This window comes from Calditrichota bacterium (assembly GCA_013112635.1).
Lineage (GTDB): Bacteria > Calditrichota > Calditrichia > Calditrichales > J004 > JABFGF01.
Window position 1 is genome coordinate 148712 of sequence record JABFGF010000006.1, and the last position, 16739, is coordinate 165450.

Genomic DNA, 16739 nt, shown 5'->3' on the forward strand with positions numbered 1-16739 from the left:
ACAGTTTTGTGTATGTGCTAATTTTGAACCGTCCAATAATATGAATTGTAGCAATGATTAAATCACAATTTCCATTTGTTTATTTTAATTTGCGTAATAAAGAAAGCTGGGTGCTTTACATTGCAATGTTTTTAATGGGCGCCTGTGGTTTGGCCTATGAATACACCCTTAGCAAAATTGCTTCTGATATTTTAGGCAACTCGGTACGGCAGTGGGCTGTAATTATTGGTGTAATGATGTTTTTTATGGGAATTGGAGCAGACTTACAAAAGTATTTTTCTGATAAATTTATAGTTGATTATTTTATATTCTTTGAAATCCTGATTGGCTTGGCCGGTGCTTTCGGGCCAATACTCTACATTTATGTTTATGGCCACTTTCCAATGCAGTTTGTATTGGTTCAGTATTTTTTTATTGTGTTGATTGGACTGATAATTGGTTTTGAAATTCCTCTTATAACCCGTATAAATGAGCAATTTATCCAGCAGTTAAAACTGAACTTGGCTGCGGTATTAAAAATGGATTATATTGGATCACTTGCAGGTGCGTTGGGATGGGTATTTTTACTGCCTTTATTTTTTGAACAGGTTCAATCAGCCTTTGTTTTGGGAATTTTAAACCTGCTTGTTGCCGGGTTTACGCTTTACTTTTTCAGAAAAATGGTTGTAAAAAAACTATTACTTTCACTTTTTGCGATAATTTCCTTTCTGGCTATAATATTCGGATATTCAAAAGCAACAGATTGGCGTGTATTTTCAGAGCAATATTTATATCGTGATCAGATTGTACTTTCAAAAACAACGCGTTATCAGCATATAGTTTTAACAGAATCACGTTCCGGAGATATATCTTGTTATATAAACGGACATCTACAGTTTAAAAGTGTTGATGAATTTATTTATCATGAAAACCTTGTTCACGCTGCATTTGAGATAGCTCCAATCAGGAAGAATATTCTTGTGCTTGGAGGTGGTGACGGGCTGGCCTTACGTGAAATATTAAAATACCCGGATGTTGAAAGTGTTGTATTGTGTGATATTGATCCGGAAATGACAAGGCTTGCAAAAGAAGATTACTATTTTAATACAATAAATAACAACAGCCTGGCATCTGCAAACGTGACGATTCTAAAAAACAATGTTTTATCGGCAGCAGATAGTATTGATGTGATTACTGTTAGCCAGAATAGTTTTCACGGAAGAAAATATGATAAAACTGCACGGGTCGAAATCATAAATTTAGATGCAGTTGCATTTATTGAACAAATATCGGGGATTTATGATATTATTATTATGGATTTTCCAGATCCCAATTCACCCGATTTAGCAAAATTGTATTCAGAACAGTTTTATCAGACTTTAAAGAAAAAATTGGCAGCCAATGGAATAATTGTTCAGCAATCAACGTCTCCATATCATGCAAAGGAAGTATTTTTAAGTATTGGAAGGACATTAACAGCATCCGGGTTTAGTGTTATCCCATATAAAGACAATGTTCCTTCATTTGGAGAATGGGGTTGGTGGATTGGTGGTAGGGATGAATACTATTCTACTGCAACTTTGACAAAAAGAATTAGTAGTATTGAAATGTTGGATGTTGATACACAATATTTAACACCGGAAGTATTAAAAGGGGCATTGGTTTTTGGCAAGGATCAATTAAATTCTGATGAAAAAGATATAAATACGCTGGCAAATAATTTGGCATATTGGTATTATCTGGAATCATGGCAAGAGTGATGCTGATAGCGTGGTAGCAATTACCGATTTAGCATCATTATTAATTATAAAACATGGGAGGTATTTCAATGAATGAAAATATTTTTAAATATTTAGCGATCTTCTTTTTTGTGATAGTAATATGGTCGTTTTGCAGTGATTCGAACGAACGACAAGACGAGTATTATGATGTCAATGTTCAAACAATGGTACCAGCTGCAGAGGGATTGGATTTAAAAGCTGTAGGTGGGTTACTAAAAAAAGCAGAAACAGCTGAGGATTTGGAACAGCTGCTAAATTCTCCTGCACAAGGTGTTAACAATCTTGATTTAAATGCTGATGGCAAAGTGGACTATATAAATGTGACGGAGTATGGAACTGAAAAAATTAAGGGTTTCTCTCTCTCTACAGAACCAGCGGCAGGCGAAGTTCAGGAACTGGCAACAATCGAAGTTGAAAAAACTTCAGACAGTCAGGCCCAAATGCAAATTCAGGGTAACGAACAAATATATGGCCGAAACCACTATCATCATTCATCTTTTGGTCTTACTGATATGCTTATAATGGGTTATCTTTTCCGGCCACACGGCTTTTGGGGATCACCTTATGGATATGGCCGATATCCGGGCTATTATTCTTCTTATAACACAATGTCCCGTTCAGATTATTCAAACAGGACAAGAACAAATACTTCAGGAAGCAGTTTCCGAAGCAGCAATTCTTCAAATCTAAGTTCAACTGCCAAATCACCCAATGCCGGTAAATCCGCTAAAAGTGTAAAAGCACCTCTGAGAAACCCGACATCTTCTCAAAAAAGTTTTCAGGCAAAAAACAAAACAAGCAGCCGCTCTCGTAGTGGAGGATTTGGAAGATCATCATCATCTTCACGGCGCAGTTCATCTAGCCGTAGCGGCGGGTTTAGATCGGGCAAATAATAACACATTGACTATTGAAGGATTTGAAAGTTTTATCCGGCATAAAGAATCCAGGAGTAAAAAATGAGTACATATATTGAAGAATTATTAAGTATAGAACCGGTTTTTTGGTTATTGAAATTTGAAGGAGCCGCATATCTCATAACAGTTTTTATTGTTTTGTATGCAGCTAAGTTGGTCTATGATTTGTTTACACCTTTTAGCCTGAATGAACAATTGACGAATGAAGATAATAAGGCTATTGCGGTTTCATTTTCCGGCTATGTTCTTGGTGTGATGATAATCCTGCTAAGCATATTCCACTCAGGAACTGCCATAGAAGGGGGCATTAATTCACAGGTTGATTTATTAAAGGATCTGTTGGCAACAATTATCTGGGGGATTATAGGTATATTATTACTTAATATTTCCCGCGTAATAAATGATAAACTTCTTCTAAGCAAGTTTGATAATATGAAGGAGCTTGTGAAAGATAAAAATGTTGGTACTGGTGCAGCATTGTTTGGCAGCTATGTTGGTTCAGGGTTAATAATTCGCGCTGCTATCTACGGAGAGTCAACAGGTTGGACAGAAGATATTCTTACTACATTAATTTATTTTATTATGGGGCAGATTGGGTTTATCATTTTTGGCTGGGTTTATCAATTAATCAGCAGGTATGATGTCCATGAAGAGATTGAAAAAGATAATATTTCTGCCGGTGTTGCATTTGGCTTAAGCCTTGTAGCAATTTCAATTCTACTGTCAGGTTATATAATTTCTTACAGCTCATTACCGGGATTTGCAGTTTGGTTTGTGATGGGGCTTTTTGTTCTTATGGTTAGCCGCTATATCGTTGATAAAATGATGCTGCCTGGATCACTTTTAGATGAGGAAATCAGCAAAGACCATAACTGGGGTGCAGCTCTTGTAGAAGGCACAGTTGCGGTTGGAATAGCTCTTTTGATGGTCCCTGCATTTTTAGGGTAAGAGACTTACCACAAAGGACACAGAGAAGCCACAAAGTCCACAAAGAATACTTAATAACAATTATTTTGTATTGAATTCAGGTTTCATTGTGTTAATAAATGAGATAGAAATATGGTTGAAAACGAGATAGCAAAGAAAACGATTGGAATGGCAATAGAAGTTCACAAAGTGCTTGGTCCTGGATTGTTAGAATCTGCTTATAAGGAAAGTTTATTTTATAAATTAGATAAAGCCGGGTTAAAAGTTGAGAAGGAAAAACCCATGCCACTTGCTTTTGAAGAAGTGAATCTTGATGTTGGATACAGGTTAGATTTATTAGTAGAAAATAAATTAGTAATTGAATTAAAAGCTGTTGAAAAATTAAATAATGTACATTTAGCACAAGTTTTGACTTACTTAAAATTAGGACATTTCAAATTAGGTCTGCTAATAAATTTTAACGTCGCGCTTTTAAAAGATGGAATTAAAAGGGTTATCAATTAAAGAATGTACTTTGTGCACTTTGTGGAATCTTTGTGTACATGGTGGTAAAAGGAATAATTATGTCAAAAAAATATACTATCTCGGATGAACAAAAAAAAGAATTTGCCGGGATTTATCTTTTGGAATATATGATCAATACGCCATATTCGCCGCCTATATTTTTACAGGGAAATGATCAGGATCTGGAAACAGTTCTGGAATGGCTAATGGCCAATGGTTTGATTGAAATAAAAAGTGATGAGAATTATATCCCGACCCAAAAGGGACGCGATCATCTTAAGAAATTTATGGCCAGGTATAGTGAATATCTAACCATGTTTGATATCTTTTGTGCGGTCGATCTTGAAAAAGGTGAATTTGCATTCGAAAGCTGGGAAGATTATGAAACGGATGAGGAATTTCACAAGTTTCTCGAAGATGAACGCTGGGATGACTTAAGAGTTGCCGTTGCTGAGTATAAAGGTATGAATGCGGTTGAAATTGTATTTATGAATTTTATCAATGAACACCGTTTTGGACGTGATGCCTCCGGTTGGCAATTTGATTTACTCCTCGGATCGGTTTGGGATGAAATCCTTGTTATTTGTGAAGAATCAATCCAATGGCAGGAGCTTGGTTTTGAAGATGAGCAGGGCACAGTTCCTGCTGAATCAGTAGTTGAGGATATTATCACACAGGGCACAGAAATAATGCTGGATCTGTTGGGTGAACGTTCTGTTGAAGAGATTAATGGTAAAAGTACTGTAGTGGACGCCGTTTATTATGTGGACGAAGTAGAGCCACCTGAGTTTGATTCGGACCATTATAAAAACTATCTGGATCCAAAGTATAAAAGTAAAAACTGGAAAAACTAAAATTCAGAGCGTTATCGTTAACCTGAACTTGATTCAGCTTCATCAAATTAGGGATTCCGAAACAAGTTCGGAATGACGATTTATTTTATCCAAATAATTATATTTTTAATATGACTATATTTATAAAAATTTTTAAAAAAATATTTGCCAACACAACCAATCAAAACGTGACTCGTGTTATTGGTTTTGCATTAATCCTAAACCTTGTTTTTGGTGTATTATACTATTTTGCTGAACGGGATGTCCAGCCGGAATTAACGTTTTTAGATTCCTTATGGTGGGCCATGGTAACAATGACCACAGTTGGATATGGAGATCATTTTGCGCAAACTTTTACCGGGCGTTTTTTGATTTCATACCCATGTATGCTATTAGGAATTGGCATAATAGGATATCTTGTTGGTGTTGTTGCAGAGAATATGCTGGAACGCGGATCACGAAAGAGAAAAGGATTATTGGAGATAAAAATGACCAATCATATAATTGTATGTAATTATCCGGGCGATCAAAAAATCCTTCGCTTAAAAAACGAGTTAAAACGGAGCCGGCGCTATAATGAAAGCGAATTTGTACTGATTACTGATAAAATAAACGAATTGCCAGAGGCTCTAATCGAACAAAAAATAAATTTTGTTAAGGGTGATCCTGTCCGGGAAGATATCTTAATAAAGGCCAATATTTTAGAATGTGCAGGAGTTTTTATTTTGGCCGAAGACACAGAAGACCCTGGTTCTGATACAAAAACTTTTGCCATCGGAACGCAAATAGAAATGATGGAACGAGAAGAAAAAAGGCCGATAAAAGTTGTTGTGGAAATGGTCAGCCAGAATAATCTAAAAATGATGAAACGTTCTAAAGTGGATGCTATTGTCAGCGCCGATGGAATTATGGATGTTTTAATTGCCCAGGAATTTATGTATCCGGGCTTGCATGATGTGTTTCATGAGATTTTAAGCAATGCATCCGGCAGCCAGTTTTATATTTTAGATACAGATTTAAGCGGTAGAATATTTGGGGATTTACAACGCAAAGCGATTGATTTTAATAAGCCTGTTCAGGTTGTGGGCTTAAACAGAAACGGTCAATCGATTATGAATCCTGAAAAAACATTTTCCATAGAAGAAAGAGATAAATTGATTGTTTTAGCAAATTCACGGACAGATTTTGAGCATTTTGAAACAGAAGCTCTCTCTTCCTGATTGCTGAAACCTGACAGCAAAATATAACGTAATGAGAAAATCAAATTTTGAGTTTTGTTAAAATATAATGAAGAATAAAAAAAAGGAGAAACAAAGATGAGTAATGTAAAAATCGCTTCAAGAAGAGAAGCCGATCTTGTACCTTTTCTTGAATTAAATGACTATGAGGTCGAGTCAATTGGTGACAATATTATCCGAGTTCAAAAAGAAGAAGAATTACCTGTTTATATAAGCATAAATAATGCTAATATGTATTTTGAGGTTGATCTTGGGAATGTAAGCTCTTTTGCCAGCCAGGATATGTATTTCCAGCTTTTAGATATGAACACAGAAGTTTTACCGGTTAGCTTTGGAATCAATAACAGCAATCCGGAAGATCCGAGATTGGTTTTAGTGGAAAGCCGCGAAACAGGCGATTTGAATGATCAGGAACTTTTAGCTGTTTTTGATGCTTTGGAACTGGCCGTTGATAAAGCCGAAGGTTTGCTTTCCGGTTTTATGAAGTAATAGAACCCGTCATCCTGAATTCAATTCAGGATCCAGTCCTTGAAAAGGATGCCGAAATAAATTCGGCATGACGTTTCATTAAATAAAGAATATTAAAAGCAGGAGTAAAAAATGAGTATTTTCAAAAGAATGTTTAAAATCGGCGAAGCAAAAGCCAATCAAATTGTTGATGGAATGGAAAAACCGGAATTGATGCTTGAACAAGCCATCAAAGACAAAGCCAAGCAAATTGGTGAAGCGAAGAAATCTGTCATGTCTGTGATTGCAACAGAGCGCCAGACAAAAGCTTTATTGTTGAAGGAACAAAATGAAAAAGCGAACTGGGAAGGCAAAGCTCAGCAAGCCCTAAAAGCAGGCAATGAAGAATTGGCCATAAAAGCATTAAACCGCTCCCAGGAACACGAATCTAAAACAACTAATTTAGAAGCGACCTGGAAAACACAAAAGGCCAGCGTTGACCAATTGAAAGTTGAAATTGTAAAAATGGAAGATGAACTGGCAGAGTTTAAACGCAATAAAGATTTTATTATTGCCCAATCGAAAACAGCAGAAGTTAAAAAACAGATTTACCAGGCCAAGGCTAAAATGTCTAATGATAAGAGCGCAGATGATTTAATGGCGCGTATGACCGCAAAGGCCGAACGTGCAGGCTTTGAAGCTGATGCTGCTGAAGAAATGGCAGAATCGGTAACGGGTGATTCTTTGGAAAAAGAATTTTCAGCTTTGGGTACATCCAGCACTTCATCGGAAGTTACCGCTAAGCTTGAAGCAATGAAAAAACAATTAGGAACTGGGAAATAATTAAGAAGAAAGAAAAAAGATTAAAGATAAAAGAAAGAACGAGGTTAATGATTTAGTTTATCAACTTCTAAAGTACAGTGTTTTTAGTTTTTCTTTTTTGCGTCTTTAATCTTGCTTCTTTAATCTTTTCTTGAAAGAAAATAAATGAATTCACCTTTAGGCCGGCACATGCTGCTGGAGCTATATCAATGTCCGGATAATATTCTGGATTCAATTCCTGCAATTGAAAAAAATCTTTTAGACATTGTTGATAAAATAAATGCCACATTTGTAAGTAAATCATTTCATCATTTTTCACCACACGGTGTTAGCGGTGTTGTTGTGATTGCAGAAAGCCATATCACCATTCACAGCTGGCCGGAACATAATTATGCCGCTATTGATGTTTTTACATGCGATGAGTCGATTGACTATAAACTTGTGGAAGATTTGATGGTTGAGAAATTCAAATCAAAGAAGCACCAGGCTCAAACAATAAAAAGAGGTGAAGTTTAATGGAAACTAATCAAAACCCGCAAAAGAAAAATTCGAACAAAGATCTCGCCCGGGGAATGGGAATCGGAATAGCAATTGGTGCCGGGATTGGTGTCGCATTGGGAAATCTTGCACTTGGTATTGGAGTTGGTGTAGCCATAGGCGCAGCAATAGGATTATCGAGATCACAAAAGAATAAAGATAAATCTGAATAATTGTTCTTATTCCCATTAAGTGGAAAAATATATGAGTAAATCTGGGATTGAGTTAAATAAAATTGTAGAAGAAATCAATTCCGAAATACCAATCCTTAGACAGCGCATAGAAAATACCCTGAATGCAGATTCTGAAATAGCCAGTCAAGGCCTACTCGAAGTACTAAAATTTTTATTTCTTATTTCACACACAAATCAAAAACTTACACCTTCTCAAAAAGTAGATTTAGTTTGGCACGAACTCATTCTTTGCACAAAAATGTATGATCAAATTTGCAAAACGCATTTCGATCGATTTATTCATCATCACCCCGGTGGCAAAGATGAAGAAAACCGACAGCAATTCAAAAACACCCTAAAGGCATACAACGAATATTTTGGGGAGCCGCCATATTTTTTCTGGGGAACTGATAACAATTTCGAAAACTGTGGCTCTTGTGAAGCAGTTTGACAATACTTCAAAAATCGTTAATCATCAGTCGACACTCGTAAATCAAAAGTTTTATAAGTATTAATCTGACATGATTGTTGAGTGGTGAATGCAGAATGTTGATTTTAGAAGTTAAAACAGATTTAACTATTTTAATGAAATTTCTTAAAAACATTTGGAGGAAATATGATATTATCCGGAACAATGACAATTGATCCAAGCCAATTAACAAACATTGAAGCCAAAAAACCGACAAAAGTTTTTGGAAAACTTTTATATAAACTCACTCTCGGAACTTTGTCAGAAAAAGAAGAAGTGGAATCTTTTACGGCCATTTCTATTTTGCAGGAAATAAACAGGGTTTTTGTTTCAATGGGGATCAATAATATTGTACGGATTTCCAAGGACGGGATTGATTTTTACCTCGATACCGAAGGTAAAAAAGATGACCTAAAAGAGGCCATGGATAATTTTTCCCTCGATATGAATAATATTGAATCGGAGCTTTTTAATCAACTTATCCTGGTTTTGGAGCACGAAGAAGAAGAGATAAAATACCTGATCGAAATTAAAATAAACCGCACGCACGCAGTGGCCGATTTCCCAATTGAGATCGCAATTGACGGACTGATGGCAAAATTTAATTCAAAGAATGAAGATCCGAAAAGTGCTTTAAATGAAGTCTTTAAAAACCAGCAGAGCTATGATTCATTTGTTGAAGGACAAAAAGCAAGCTTTAACCGCTTCATTGACAAGTTGGATATGGAAACCCGCAAGTTTATCAAGGTTGATCAAATAAATGTGACTTCCAAACCAAGTATAATCCGCCCTAATCAAAAAATTAAAAATGTAAAAGAAATTCAGCATAACCATGATGGCAGACCCGTTCATTATGGCTATTATGGTTATGACGATTATTATCTTTATTCCTGGTATTGGGCGGAATCGATGCATATGCATAATATCCATTGTCATGATGTAATGATTGTCGATGCGGCAGGAGATGCTGTTCTTGATGTTGGTGAAGAAGGTTTTATGGCCGGGGAAGAAGCCGCACTAAATCCCGATGAGGATTTTTCAGTACCTGAAGGGGAAGATGTTGAGGTTATTGGTGGCAATGAATTTATTGATGAATCGGAAGTTGATACAAGCAGTTCATCTGATGGAGATTCCTGGTTTGGTGATTCATCAGGTGGTGATTTTGATAGTGGCAGTGATGCGTCTTGTTCTTCTTGCAGTTCTTGTGGCGGAGACTGAGAAGGTGTTAAATTTTTAAATAAAAATTAGCAATTCTCATTTTTAATTGTTTTTAGTAATTTTTCAATCTGTGTGTCTTTCCATCTTTTGGCAAGTTTAAAAAGGCTATATATTGTCCAAATAGCACTGAAAATAAAAATTATCGTAAAAGAAGCATTCCAAAAATCTCCTGTTTGTCCGAATTTATCAGCAAAGTTTGCTGTTAACAAAGTTCCCAAAACACTCACACAGAGTGCAAAAGGAGTTAACCACGCTTTTCGAAGACCAATAATAGGTATAAATTCATTAAGATTATTCTTTAATTTATCTTCAGTTGTTGTAATGATAATTTGACCTAAGTTTGAAATGTGTTCTATGTCCCCTTTAGAGATAGTTGGTTTAAAATCAGCCATTTTTTTCCCCTTGTCTTATCAAATAGAATGAAAGGTTAATATTAGATGGGGTATTAGATTGATTATAGGACTTATCAAATTTTAGAAAAACTTTTGAGTAATCACTCTTCCATAAAGGAACTGGTTCTATTGTATATCCTTTTTCATTTATTTTAATATTTACTAGCCGAAATATTATTATTTCTGGTGTATCATCTTCGAATGAAACTTCCCATCGTTTCTTGGGATCATTTTGATCTGAAATATGCTCGATAACCATTGTAAGTTCTTCACCATCAACATTTAGTTCTAGCTTTATAGGCTCTTCAGTCAACGGAGAGAATGAAACTGAGTCGATTAGTTCCGCATCTCCAATACTTATTTTTGTTATTGAATTAGGCATTCATCCTCCAATAGGTATATTCTAAATATGCAGTAAATATAAAGCATCATCTAATTACGTTATGAATATATTGTAATAATTAAGGATAAACAAAAAGAAATTAGCATTGAGCATTAATACAAACAGGTTTTTTTATATACAATTTGGCCAGTGAAGAACTTGAAATATAACTAAACCTTCCCATCAACCTTCAAAACTTCCCTTACATTTTGATCTCCGGTACGGGTTTCCCATTTTTTAACAGGCGTGCGCCAATCGGGGCCATAATGGCATTCTAAATAACCCTCATAATCTTTAGGCACAGAATATTCTTTACCATCAAAAGGAATCGTTCCCAGGTTGTCATAAAAAGTTTTAGGCACCGATTTTAAAACAGGGTTTCGCACATCGATGGTCCAGTAATATTCGTCATCGATTTCGCGTTTTAAAAAAATATCAAGTTGCATGCTCCCCTTAAAAAGCAGCCATTTGTAATTATGGATTTTAATAATCCTGATTTGCCCTTTTTTAAAAGGCCCGGCATCTTGTTTATAGTGGCGCACACTTACACGGAGACGGCTAAAAAGGTTAAGCTTCCATAATTTTGAGAGAAGGCGTTTTTCATTCTTATCGGTGACAGTTACATCCATATCCGTATCCCAAGGCAGCAAACGATTCTCGCGGACAACACCTAAAAGTGTGCCGGCTTCAAGCAGATAAGGAATATTATTTTTTTCTAAAAAATTGGAGACTTTTTTAAGCATCTTTAACGCGATGACTAAATCTTTGCCTTCAAGTTTTGTAACACCAGCCATATATGTTTTACCTTTCCTACCATTTATTTAGAAAATGGTTTTAAATTCTCAGCGCTCTCTGTGTCTCAGTGGTACTAAATTTTCAACTTTACTTCTTCATCAGTTTGTCAATTTCAGCTTTTACCCGTTCACCGGAGCGGCCATCCAATCCTGTGAAAAAGTAGTTTTTATATTCTTCTAGTTTTTGCTTCATTTCTGTCGTTGGATTTAGCGCGCTTTCCACAGCCGGCAGTAAATCTTCCGGTTTATGCATTTGTGGAAAAGCACCTTTCAGCCATTCCGCCGGATCAATTGAAAGTACGGGCATTCCATCACTGTGATTTAGCTTTTCATGAGGAAGCACATAAATAATGCCGTGCTTGCCCAGGGCCAAAAATTCATTTATCACGCTGGAGGTGTCGCTGATAATTGTATCCGCGAGATTGAGATACGGGTAGATGTCAAAATCCTCTTCTGCGATAAGGCAGACATCATTATTGTTTTTTGCCAGCTTTTGATAAAATTTATGCTGCGAATGTGGAGCATATTTTCCACCCCAACTATAAGGATGTAATTTTATCAGCAGATTATATTTGGGCAGAAGATCTGTTATCCGACCCTGAACATATTTTATACAACTTGGCTTATAAGATGGCGCAAAAAGAACCGTTTTCTTTTCAGGGTTTAAACCAGTTTGCTGATATAATTTTGCATTATCATAAAAACCATCCCAGAAAAATGGATCCAGCTTTGGGATTCCCTGAATATAAAAATCTGCGCAGTTTTCAAGATTGATACTTTTTATATAATCATACCAATATTTGCCTTCCAGAAAAACATGGTAATGGTAGTTTTTTTGACGGGCAATGTTGCGGATACGTAAAGTTTTAATGCCAACGCCATGATCCATATGGGCGCGGATTGTATCGCCATAACGTTCGGGTTTTTTTAATGCATCACCGCAAACAACCAAATCAAATCCTGAAACATCATCCGTAAATTTTAGATTATGTTCCTTAAGTCGCTCTTCAATTTCGTTTTTTTGTTCAATCAGAAAAAGGCCAAGAAATCGTTTTTGGTCTTTTCCGATATTAAAGTAAATATCATAGTCCGGGTCTTTTTTTAATTCTTTATAGATTGGATAAAGGGAATTAAAATAATATTCCTTTTTCAGATCAAATAATACCTTAATCATTTATAGGCTTTCGTTCGGGTGATTAATTACAATCTTCTTATGGGCGAGAATTTAAAGGGTGGGGGATTAAGAATAAAATAAAAAGATTGTTGCAGGTCGCAAGTTGCAAGGCCTGTTTTTTCAACTCGCAACTTGTAACCCGTAACATTTTCAACCGTGTTGATTTATTTCTAATGCTTCAATTAGTTCACTTCTGAACCATTTCAATCAATGCATCAAGCGCACGGTCATCTTCACTTTGTCCAAGCCAGAAAATGGCCTTTTTTCTTACTGCTTTATTGGGGTGAGTTTTAGCAATTTTGATTAGTTTTGTAACACCTCTGCCATCATCCAATTGCGAAAGGGCAAAAACTGCTTTTTCCTGGATTTCGGTTTCCTCATCAGAATAAACAATATCATTTAGTGCTGCTTCAGCTTTTTTACTTGCCAATTGTCCTACCCAAAAAATGGCTTTTTCACGGACATCGCCGTTTCTAAGATTTTTGGCAAGGTCTATCAAAGCATCAACAGCCGTGTCAGATTCGATGTTGTGTAAAGAAAAAACAGCCTTTTCTGCAACATCTTCGCTGCGGTCATTCTTTGCAATATTTATTAATAACGGGATAGCTTTTTTATCATCCAGGTGACCAATCCAGAAAACAGCATCTTCGCGTAATTCGCTGTCTTTTTCGTTTTCGATTATTTCTTTTAAAAAATCAAAACTTTGCGGAGCATTTTTGTGCATTCCGGCTGCAGAAACCAGAGACTCTTTTGCTTCCGGATCTTTTATTTGATCATATTTTCGAATAATCAGCTTTATACTTTCTTGCTCTTCGGCAATACCAAGCCAATATATCGGCAATTTTTCAAACTGGAATGGTAAGTCTATTGTACTTATTTGTGTATCAATAATTTTACCTTTACGGATTCTAAACAAGAGGGCCAGTTCTTTTTTTACTTTAGCCTTACTTGTATTATGATCTAAATAATTCAAAGATTCAAAATAATCTTTTGGCGCATTTGGATATAACAACTCTCCAAGTTTTGTTTCATCTTTATAGTGCCGGTTAAAACTTCCAATATAGCTATTCTGATTCATTAGCCGTTCAAAAGTATAAACAATCCAATATTTATTTTCATTTGTCTGATTTGCTTTTTCACTTGCCCATTGCCAACGGTTTTCGAGATTCTTTTCTGCACCGGAATAAGGAATGATTTCCTGTGCAGAAACATTTGTACAAAGTAAAACGGCTGTAATAATTATTAATAATGTTTTCATAATACTCACTCCTTTAGGTAACGTCATTCCGAGTTTATTTCGGGATCCTATACTGGAACCTGAACCAAGTTCAGGTTGACGGATTTATTTGTTAAACCTATTTTTTTGGGGCCATCAATATATCTTCAAGCGCATCGATTGCCCGGTCATCATCGCTCTGGCCAAGCCAGAAAATGGCTTTTTTGCGAATCCGGCTGGAAGGATGATCTTTGGCAATTTTTATCAAATCATCCAAACCTTTATTCTTTTCTAACTGGTGCAGGGCAAATACTGCCTTCTCCTGAACGTGCCCGTCTTTGTCATTATATGCAGCGTCTCTTATGGCGCCTATATGTTTTTTTGATGTTGCATTTTGCGAAAGCCAAAAGAGTGCATTTGCTCTAAGTTCTTTGTTCTTAAGTTCTTTGGACAAAATTACCAATTCATCAAGAGCTGTTGATGTCTCAATTTGTGAAATGGCAAATATCGCTTTTTTCTGTACTGCAAAAGCTTTGTCTTCGCGGGCAAAATTGGAGAGCTTTTTTAAACTTTCTAAATCTTCAGAGTTTTGGCCTATCCAAAAAATTGCATCCGCTCTCAAATCATCATTTGAATGTTTTTCAGCAATTTTATACAGATATGGAATTCCAAACTGATTGTCCATATTACTTAATGAAAAGAGTGCTTTTTTCTGAACATCACGGTCTTTATCGTTTAAGGCGCTATTTACCAGAAAATCTGCAATCTCTTCGGTAGGCTCATTATTGCTCAACCAAAAAATAGCTTCGCGCCTTACATCTTTGTCGGCATCATCTTCAGCTATTTCCATAAGCTTCTTAGCAGAAGCGCTTGTTTCAAAGCTGCCGATTATATAAACCATCTTTTTGCGAAGACCCGGTTTTTTATTGGAATTAAAAATTCTGATTATTGATTCGAATGCTTTTGTATCGCCACGAGACGAAAGGGCCCTGATTGCTGCGAGGGAAAGCTCGTCATCTAATTCATTCTCCAGGTTTTTAACCCTTGTAGTGTAATCACTATTGCCAATTTCTTGAGCAATTTTTGCCATATTTTGTAAAGCATCATCACGCCATTTGCTGTCTTCAAAGTCCTTAATAAAATCTTCATAGCATTCAAAGGAATTCTCTTTTTTGCGGCCTTTTTTCTCGTGAGCATAGCAAATCCAGAAAGTTGCATCATCCTCCCAGGAACTATCAGAATATTTATCTAAAAGCTTTTCAAAAGTTTCGATGGCGCTGTTCCAATCTTTATCTAATATGAGTTTATAGCCATCCTGATATAATTTGTTAGCTTCATCATCAAGGGCATCTAAAGCGTAATTTGATTGGGCAAATAAAAACAAAACTATTAAGCTATATATAATTTTTTTCATTTGTTTTCTCCTAAATTTCCTTTGTATTGTTTGTATTTTGTGGCTGCTCTTTGCGCGCTTCAATTAGCAGGTTTTCCATGTTTATTTTAAAAAGTAAAGATTGTTTATTAGCTCCATCCCGGATCATTTCAATTGCCGGTAAATCAAACTCATCTTCAAGATTTGCAATCTGCATCAGAATTAGTTCCAGATCATTTATAAGGCTGATTACACGCCTGTTTTTAGATTTGGCCAGTTTCTTTTTCAAATCGGCCGTTTGTAAAAGCAATGTGCTTGATTTTTCTTTCTGAAAACTAAAATCTATTTTTTCGTTGCTGTTCCGTAAATCACTGAAATTAGCAATGCCCAACAGTAAAACTTTTGATTCTTCCAGCATGTTTGCTGTTTCCTCATTTAAAGCAGCTTGTTTGATGTCAGCATTTGAAATATGGCTTGTGATAGCTTCACTTGCAGGTTTGTTAAAAAGCATGTATCCGATAAAAATTCCACCAATAATAAATGCGGCAGCCTGCAAAAGAACAGGCCAGTAGTTGCGTTTGGTCTGGGAGGAACCTAGCTTGCTCTCAACACGGTCATAAAAAGAATCCCAATATTCAGCCCCGGGATCAGGTGTTTTATTTTCTTTAAGGATATCAAGGGTCTTTTTCATTTTTTCAAACTCTTTCTTACAGCCGGCATCTTTTTTTAGCTGGTTCTCAAATTTCTCTCTGTCACCAGCATTCATGTTGTCATAGCTGCCGTCGCTCAAGGCTTCAAGGAATTTTTGGCATTTATCCATTACTTTCCTCCATCCAAAATCCAACCAAAGAAAGGCGTATGGTTCGGCTCCGCTCACCATGAAGTAGATAATTTTCTGTTTTGCTGCATTTTGTCGCCTCACTCTGAGCAAAGACGAAGGATGTTTTGTTTCTTAATTCACCCATTGCTTTCCTCCAATCCAAGCTCCGGTTTGTAAAAGGCCAGGGCGGTTTGTAGTTTTTTTACTCCCCGAAAAAGCAGACTTTTTACCGTTCCTTCGCTTGTATTTATTAACTCCGCAATTTCTTTTAAACTGTGGCCCTGTAAATGTTTTAGCACGAAAGCACTTTTTTCTTTTGGAGATAATTTTTCCATTGCTTCATTTATATGTTTATTTATTATAACGGCTTCAGTTTTTTGCTCGGGATTGGCCTTATCTGAAATGATGGTTTCTTCATAAGTATCTTCATCTTCATTTTGAGAAAATCGAAACATAATTTGATCAACCTTTTTTCTTTTCTTATCGATAAAACTGTTTACAGCAATTTTGTACAACCACTTTTTCACAGCAGACTCCTGCCTGTAGGATTCAATACTTTTGAAAAACTTAATAAATACAATCTGTGATAAATCATCCGCATCAACATGGTTTCCGGTAAGGCGATATGCCATCCAGTAAACATCCTGTTTGTAATTATCTACAAACGTTCTAAAGGCGTTTCTATCTCCGGATTGTATCTTACTGATCAGTATTTGTTCTTCGTTCATAAGACCTGTGTTTGCTCCC

General features: G+C 36.0%; 21 protein-coding genes. 12 read left to right on the plus strand and 9 right to left on the minus strand.

Annotated features, from left to right (window positions below):
- The first annotated feature begins 53 nt into the window (after positions 1-53).
- From HND50_15870 to HND50_15925, 12 genes are all read left to right on the plus strand, one after another.
- Positions 54-1739, plus strand: coding sequence for a polyamine aminopropyltransferase (locus HND50_15870; GenBank protein NOG46719.1), 1686 nt, complete (start codon positions 54-56; stop codon positions 1737-1739).
- Between the two features lie 68 nt (positions 1740-1807).
- Positions 1808-2653, plus strand: a complete 846-nt coding sequence (locus HND50_15875; protein NOG46720.1) for a hypothetical protein — start codon at positions 1808-1810, stop codon at positions 2651-2653.
- Between the two features lie 63 nt (positions 2654-2716).
- The gene (locus HND50_15880; GenBank protein ID NOG46721.1) at positions 2717-3622 is read left to right on the plus strand and encodes a DUF350 domain-containing protein; all 906 of its coding nucleotides are present in this window, start codon (positions 2717-2719) and stop codon (positions 3620-3622) included.
- 111 nt (positions 3623-3733) lie between these two features.
- The gene (locus HND50_15885) at positions 3734-4105 is read left to right on the plus strand and encodes a GxxExxY protein (GenBank protein NOG46722.1); all 372 of its coding nucleotides are present in this window, start codon (positions 3734-3736) and stop codon (positions 4103-4105) included.
- 59 nt (positions 4106-4164) lie between these two features.
- Complete coding sequence (locus HND50_15890; protein NOG46723.1) at positions 4165-4959, plus strand: hypothetical protein; 795 nt, start codon at positions 4165-4167, stop codon at positions 4957-4959.
- Positions 4960-5069: 110 nt separating this feature from the next.
- Entirely contained in the window at positions 5070-6158 is a 1089-nt protein-coding gene (locus tag HND50_15895; GenBank protein ID NOG46724.1) for a hypothetical protein, read from the plus strand.
- A 96-nt stretch (positions 6159-6254) separates the two neighbouring features.
- Positions 6255-6665 carry a hypothetical protein gene (locus tag HND50_15900; GenBank protein ID NOG46725.1) on the plus strand — a complete coding sequence of 137 codons (411 nt, stop codon included), beginning with the start codon at positions 6255-6257 and terminating at the stop codon, positions 6663-6665.
- A 111-nt stretch (positions 6666-6776) separates the two neighbouring features.
- On the plus strand, positions 6777-7466 hold the full coding sequence (locus HND50_15905; GenBank protein NOG46726.1) for a PspA/IM30 family protein: 690 nt from the start codon (positions 6777-6779) through the stop codon (positions 7464-7466).
- A gap of 144 nt (positions 7467-7610) precedes the next feature.
- Complete coding sequence (gene speD / locus HND50_15910) at positions 7611-7961, plus strand: adenosylmethionine decarboxylase (GenBank protein ID NOG46727.1); 351 nt, start codon at positions 7611-7613, stop codon at positions 7959-7961.
- The gene (locus HND50_15915) at positions 7961-8155 is read left to right on the plus strand and encodes a hypothetical protein (GenBank protein NOG46728.1); all 195 of its coding nucleotides are present in this window, start codon (positions 7961-7963) and stop codon (positions 8153-8155) included. Before speD ends, HND50_15915 begins: the two co-directional genes overlap by 1 nt.
- Positions 8156-8186: 31 nt before the next feature.
- Positions 8187-8606 carry a hypothetical protein gene (locus tag HND50_15920; protein ID NOG46729.1) on the plus strand — a complete coding sequence of 140 codons (420 nt, stop codon included), beginning with the start codon at positions 8187-8189 and terminating at the stop codon, positions 8604-8606.
- A 165-nt stretch (positions 8607-8771) separates the two neighbouring features.
- Positions 8772-9842 (plus strand): hypothetical protein, encoded by a 1071-nt coding sequence (locus HND50_15925; GenBank protein NOG46730.1) that lies wholly within the window; start codon positions 8772-8774, stop codon positions 9840-9842.
- A gap of 26 nt (positions 9843-9868) precedes the next feature.
- Here the strand turns inward: HND50_15925 and HND50_15930 are convergent, their stop codons facing one another.
- The 9 genes from HND50_15930 to HND50_15970 all read right to left on the minus strand — a co-directional run bounded on the left by HND50_15930 (position 9869) and on the right by HND50_15970 (position 16720).
- Positions 9869-10234, minus strand: coding sequence for a hypothetical protein (locus HND50_15930; protein ID NOG46731.1), 366 nt, complete (start codon positions 10232-10234; stop codon positions 9869-9871).
- Positions 10227-10616, minus strand: a complete 390-nt coding sequence (locus HND50_15935) for a hypothetical protein (GenBank protein NOG46732.1) — start codon at positions 10614-10616, stop codon at positions 10227-10229. Before HND50_15935 ends, HND50_15930 begins: the two co-directional genes overlap by 8 nt.
- 170 nt (positions 10617-10786) lie before the next feature.
- Entirely contained in the window at positions 10787-11410 is a 624-nt protein-coding gene (locus tag HND50_15940; protein NOG46733.1) for a hypothetical protein, read from the minus strand.
- 88 nt (positions 11411-11498) lie between these two features.
- Positions 11499-12584 (minus strand): CDP-glycerol glycerophosphotransferase, encoded by a 1086-nt coding sequence (locus tag HND50_15945; GenBank protein ID NOG46734.1) that lies wholly within the window; start codon positions 12582-12584, stop codon positions 11499-11501.
- A 187-nt stretch (positions 12585-12771) separates the two neighbouring features.
- The gene (locus tag HND50_15950) at positions 12772-13842 is read right to left on the minus strand and encodes a HEAT repeat domain-containing protein (GenBank protein NOG46735.1); all 1071 of its coding nucleotides are present in this window, start codon (positions 13840-13842) and stop codon (positions 12772-12774) included.
- A gap of 97 nt (positions 13843-13939) precedes the next feature.
- A complete protein-coding gene (locus HND50_15955) occupies positions 13940-15214 on the minus strand; it encodes a tetratricopeptide repeat protein (GenBank protein ID NOG46736.1) in 1275 nt (424 codons plus the stop codon).
- A 10-nt stretch (positions 15215-15224) separates the two neighbouring features.
- Positions 15225-15992, minus strand: coding sequence for a hypothetical protein (locus HND50_15960; GenBank protein NOG46737.1), 768 nt, complete (start codon positions 15990-15992; stop codon positions 15225-15227).
- Entirely contained in the window at positions 15985-16137 is a 153-nt protein-coding gene (locus HND50_15965; protein NOG46738.1) for a hypothetical protein, read from the minus strand. The genes HND50_15960 and HND50_15965 overlap by 8 nt, the downstream gene beginning before the upstream one ends.
- Complete coding sequence (locus tag HND50_15970) at positions 16130-16720, minus strand: RNA polymerase sigma factor (protein NOG46739.1); 591 nt, start codon at positions 16718-16720, stop codon at positions 16130-16132. Before HND50_15970 ends, HND50_15965 begins: the two co-directional genes overlap by 8 nt.
- Positions 16721-16739: the final 19 nt, after the last annotated feature.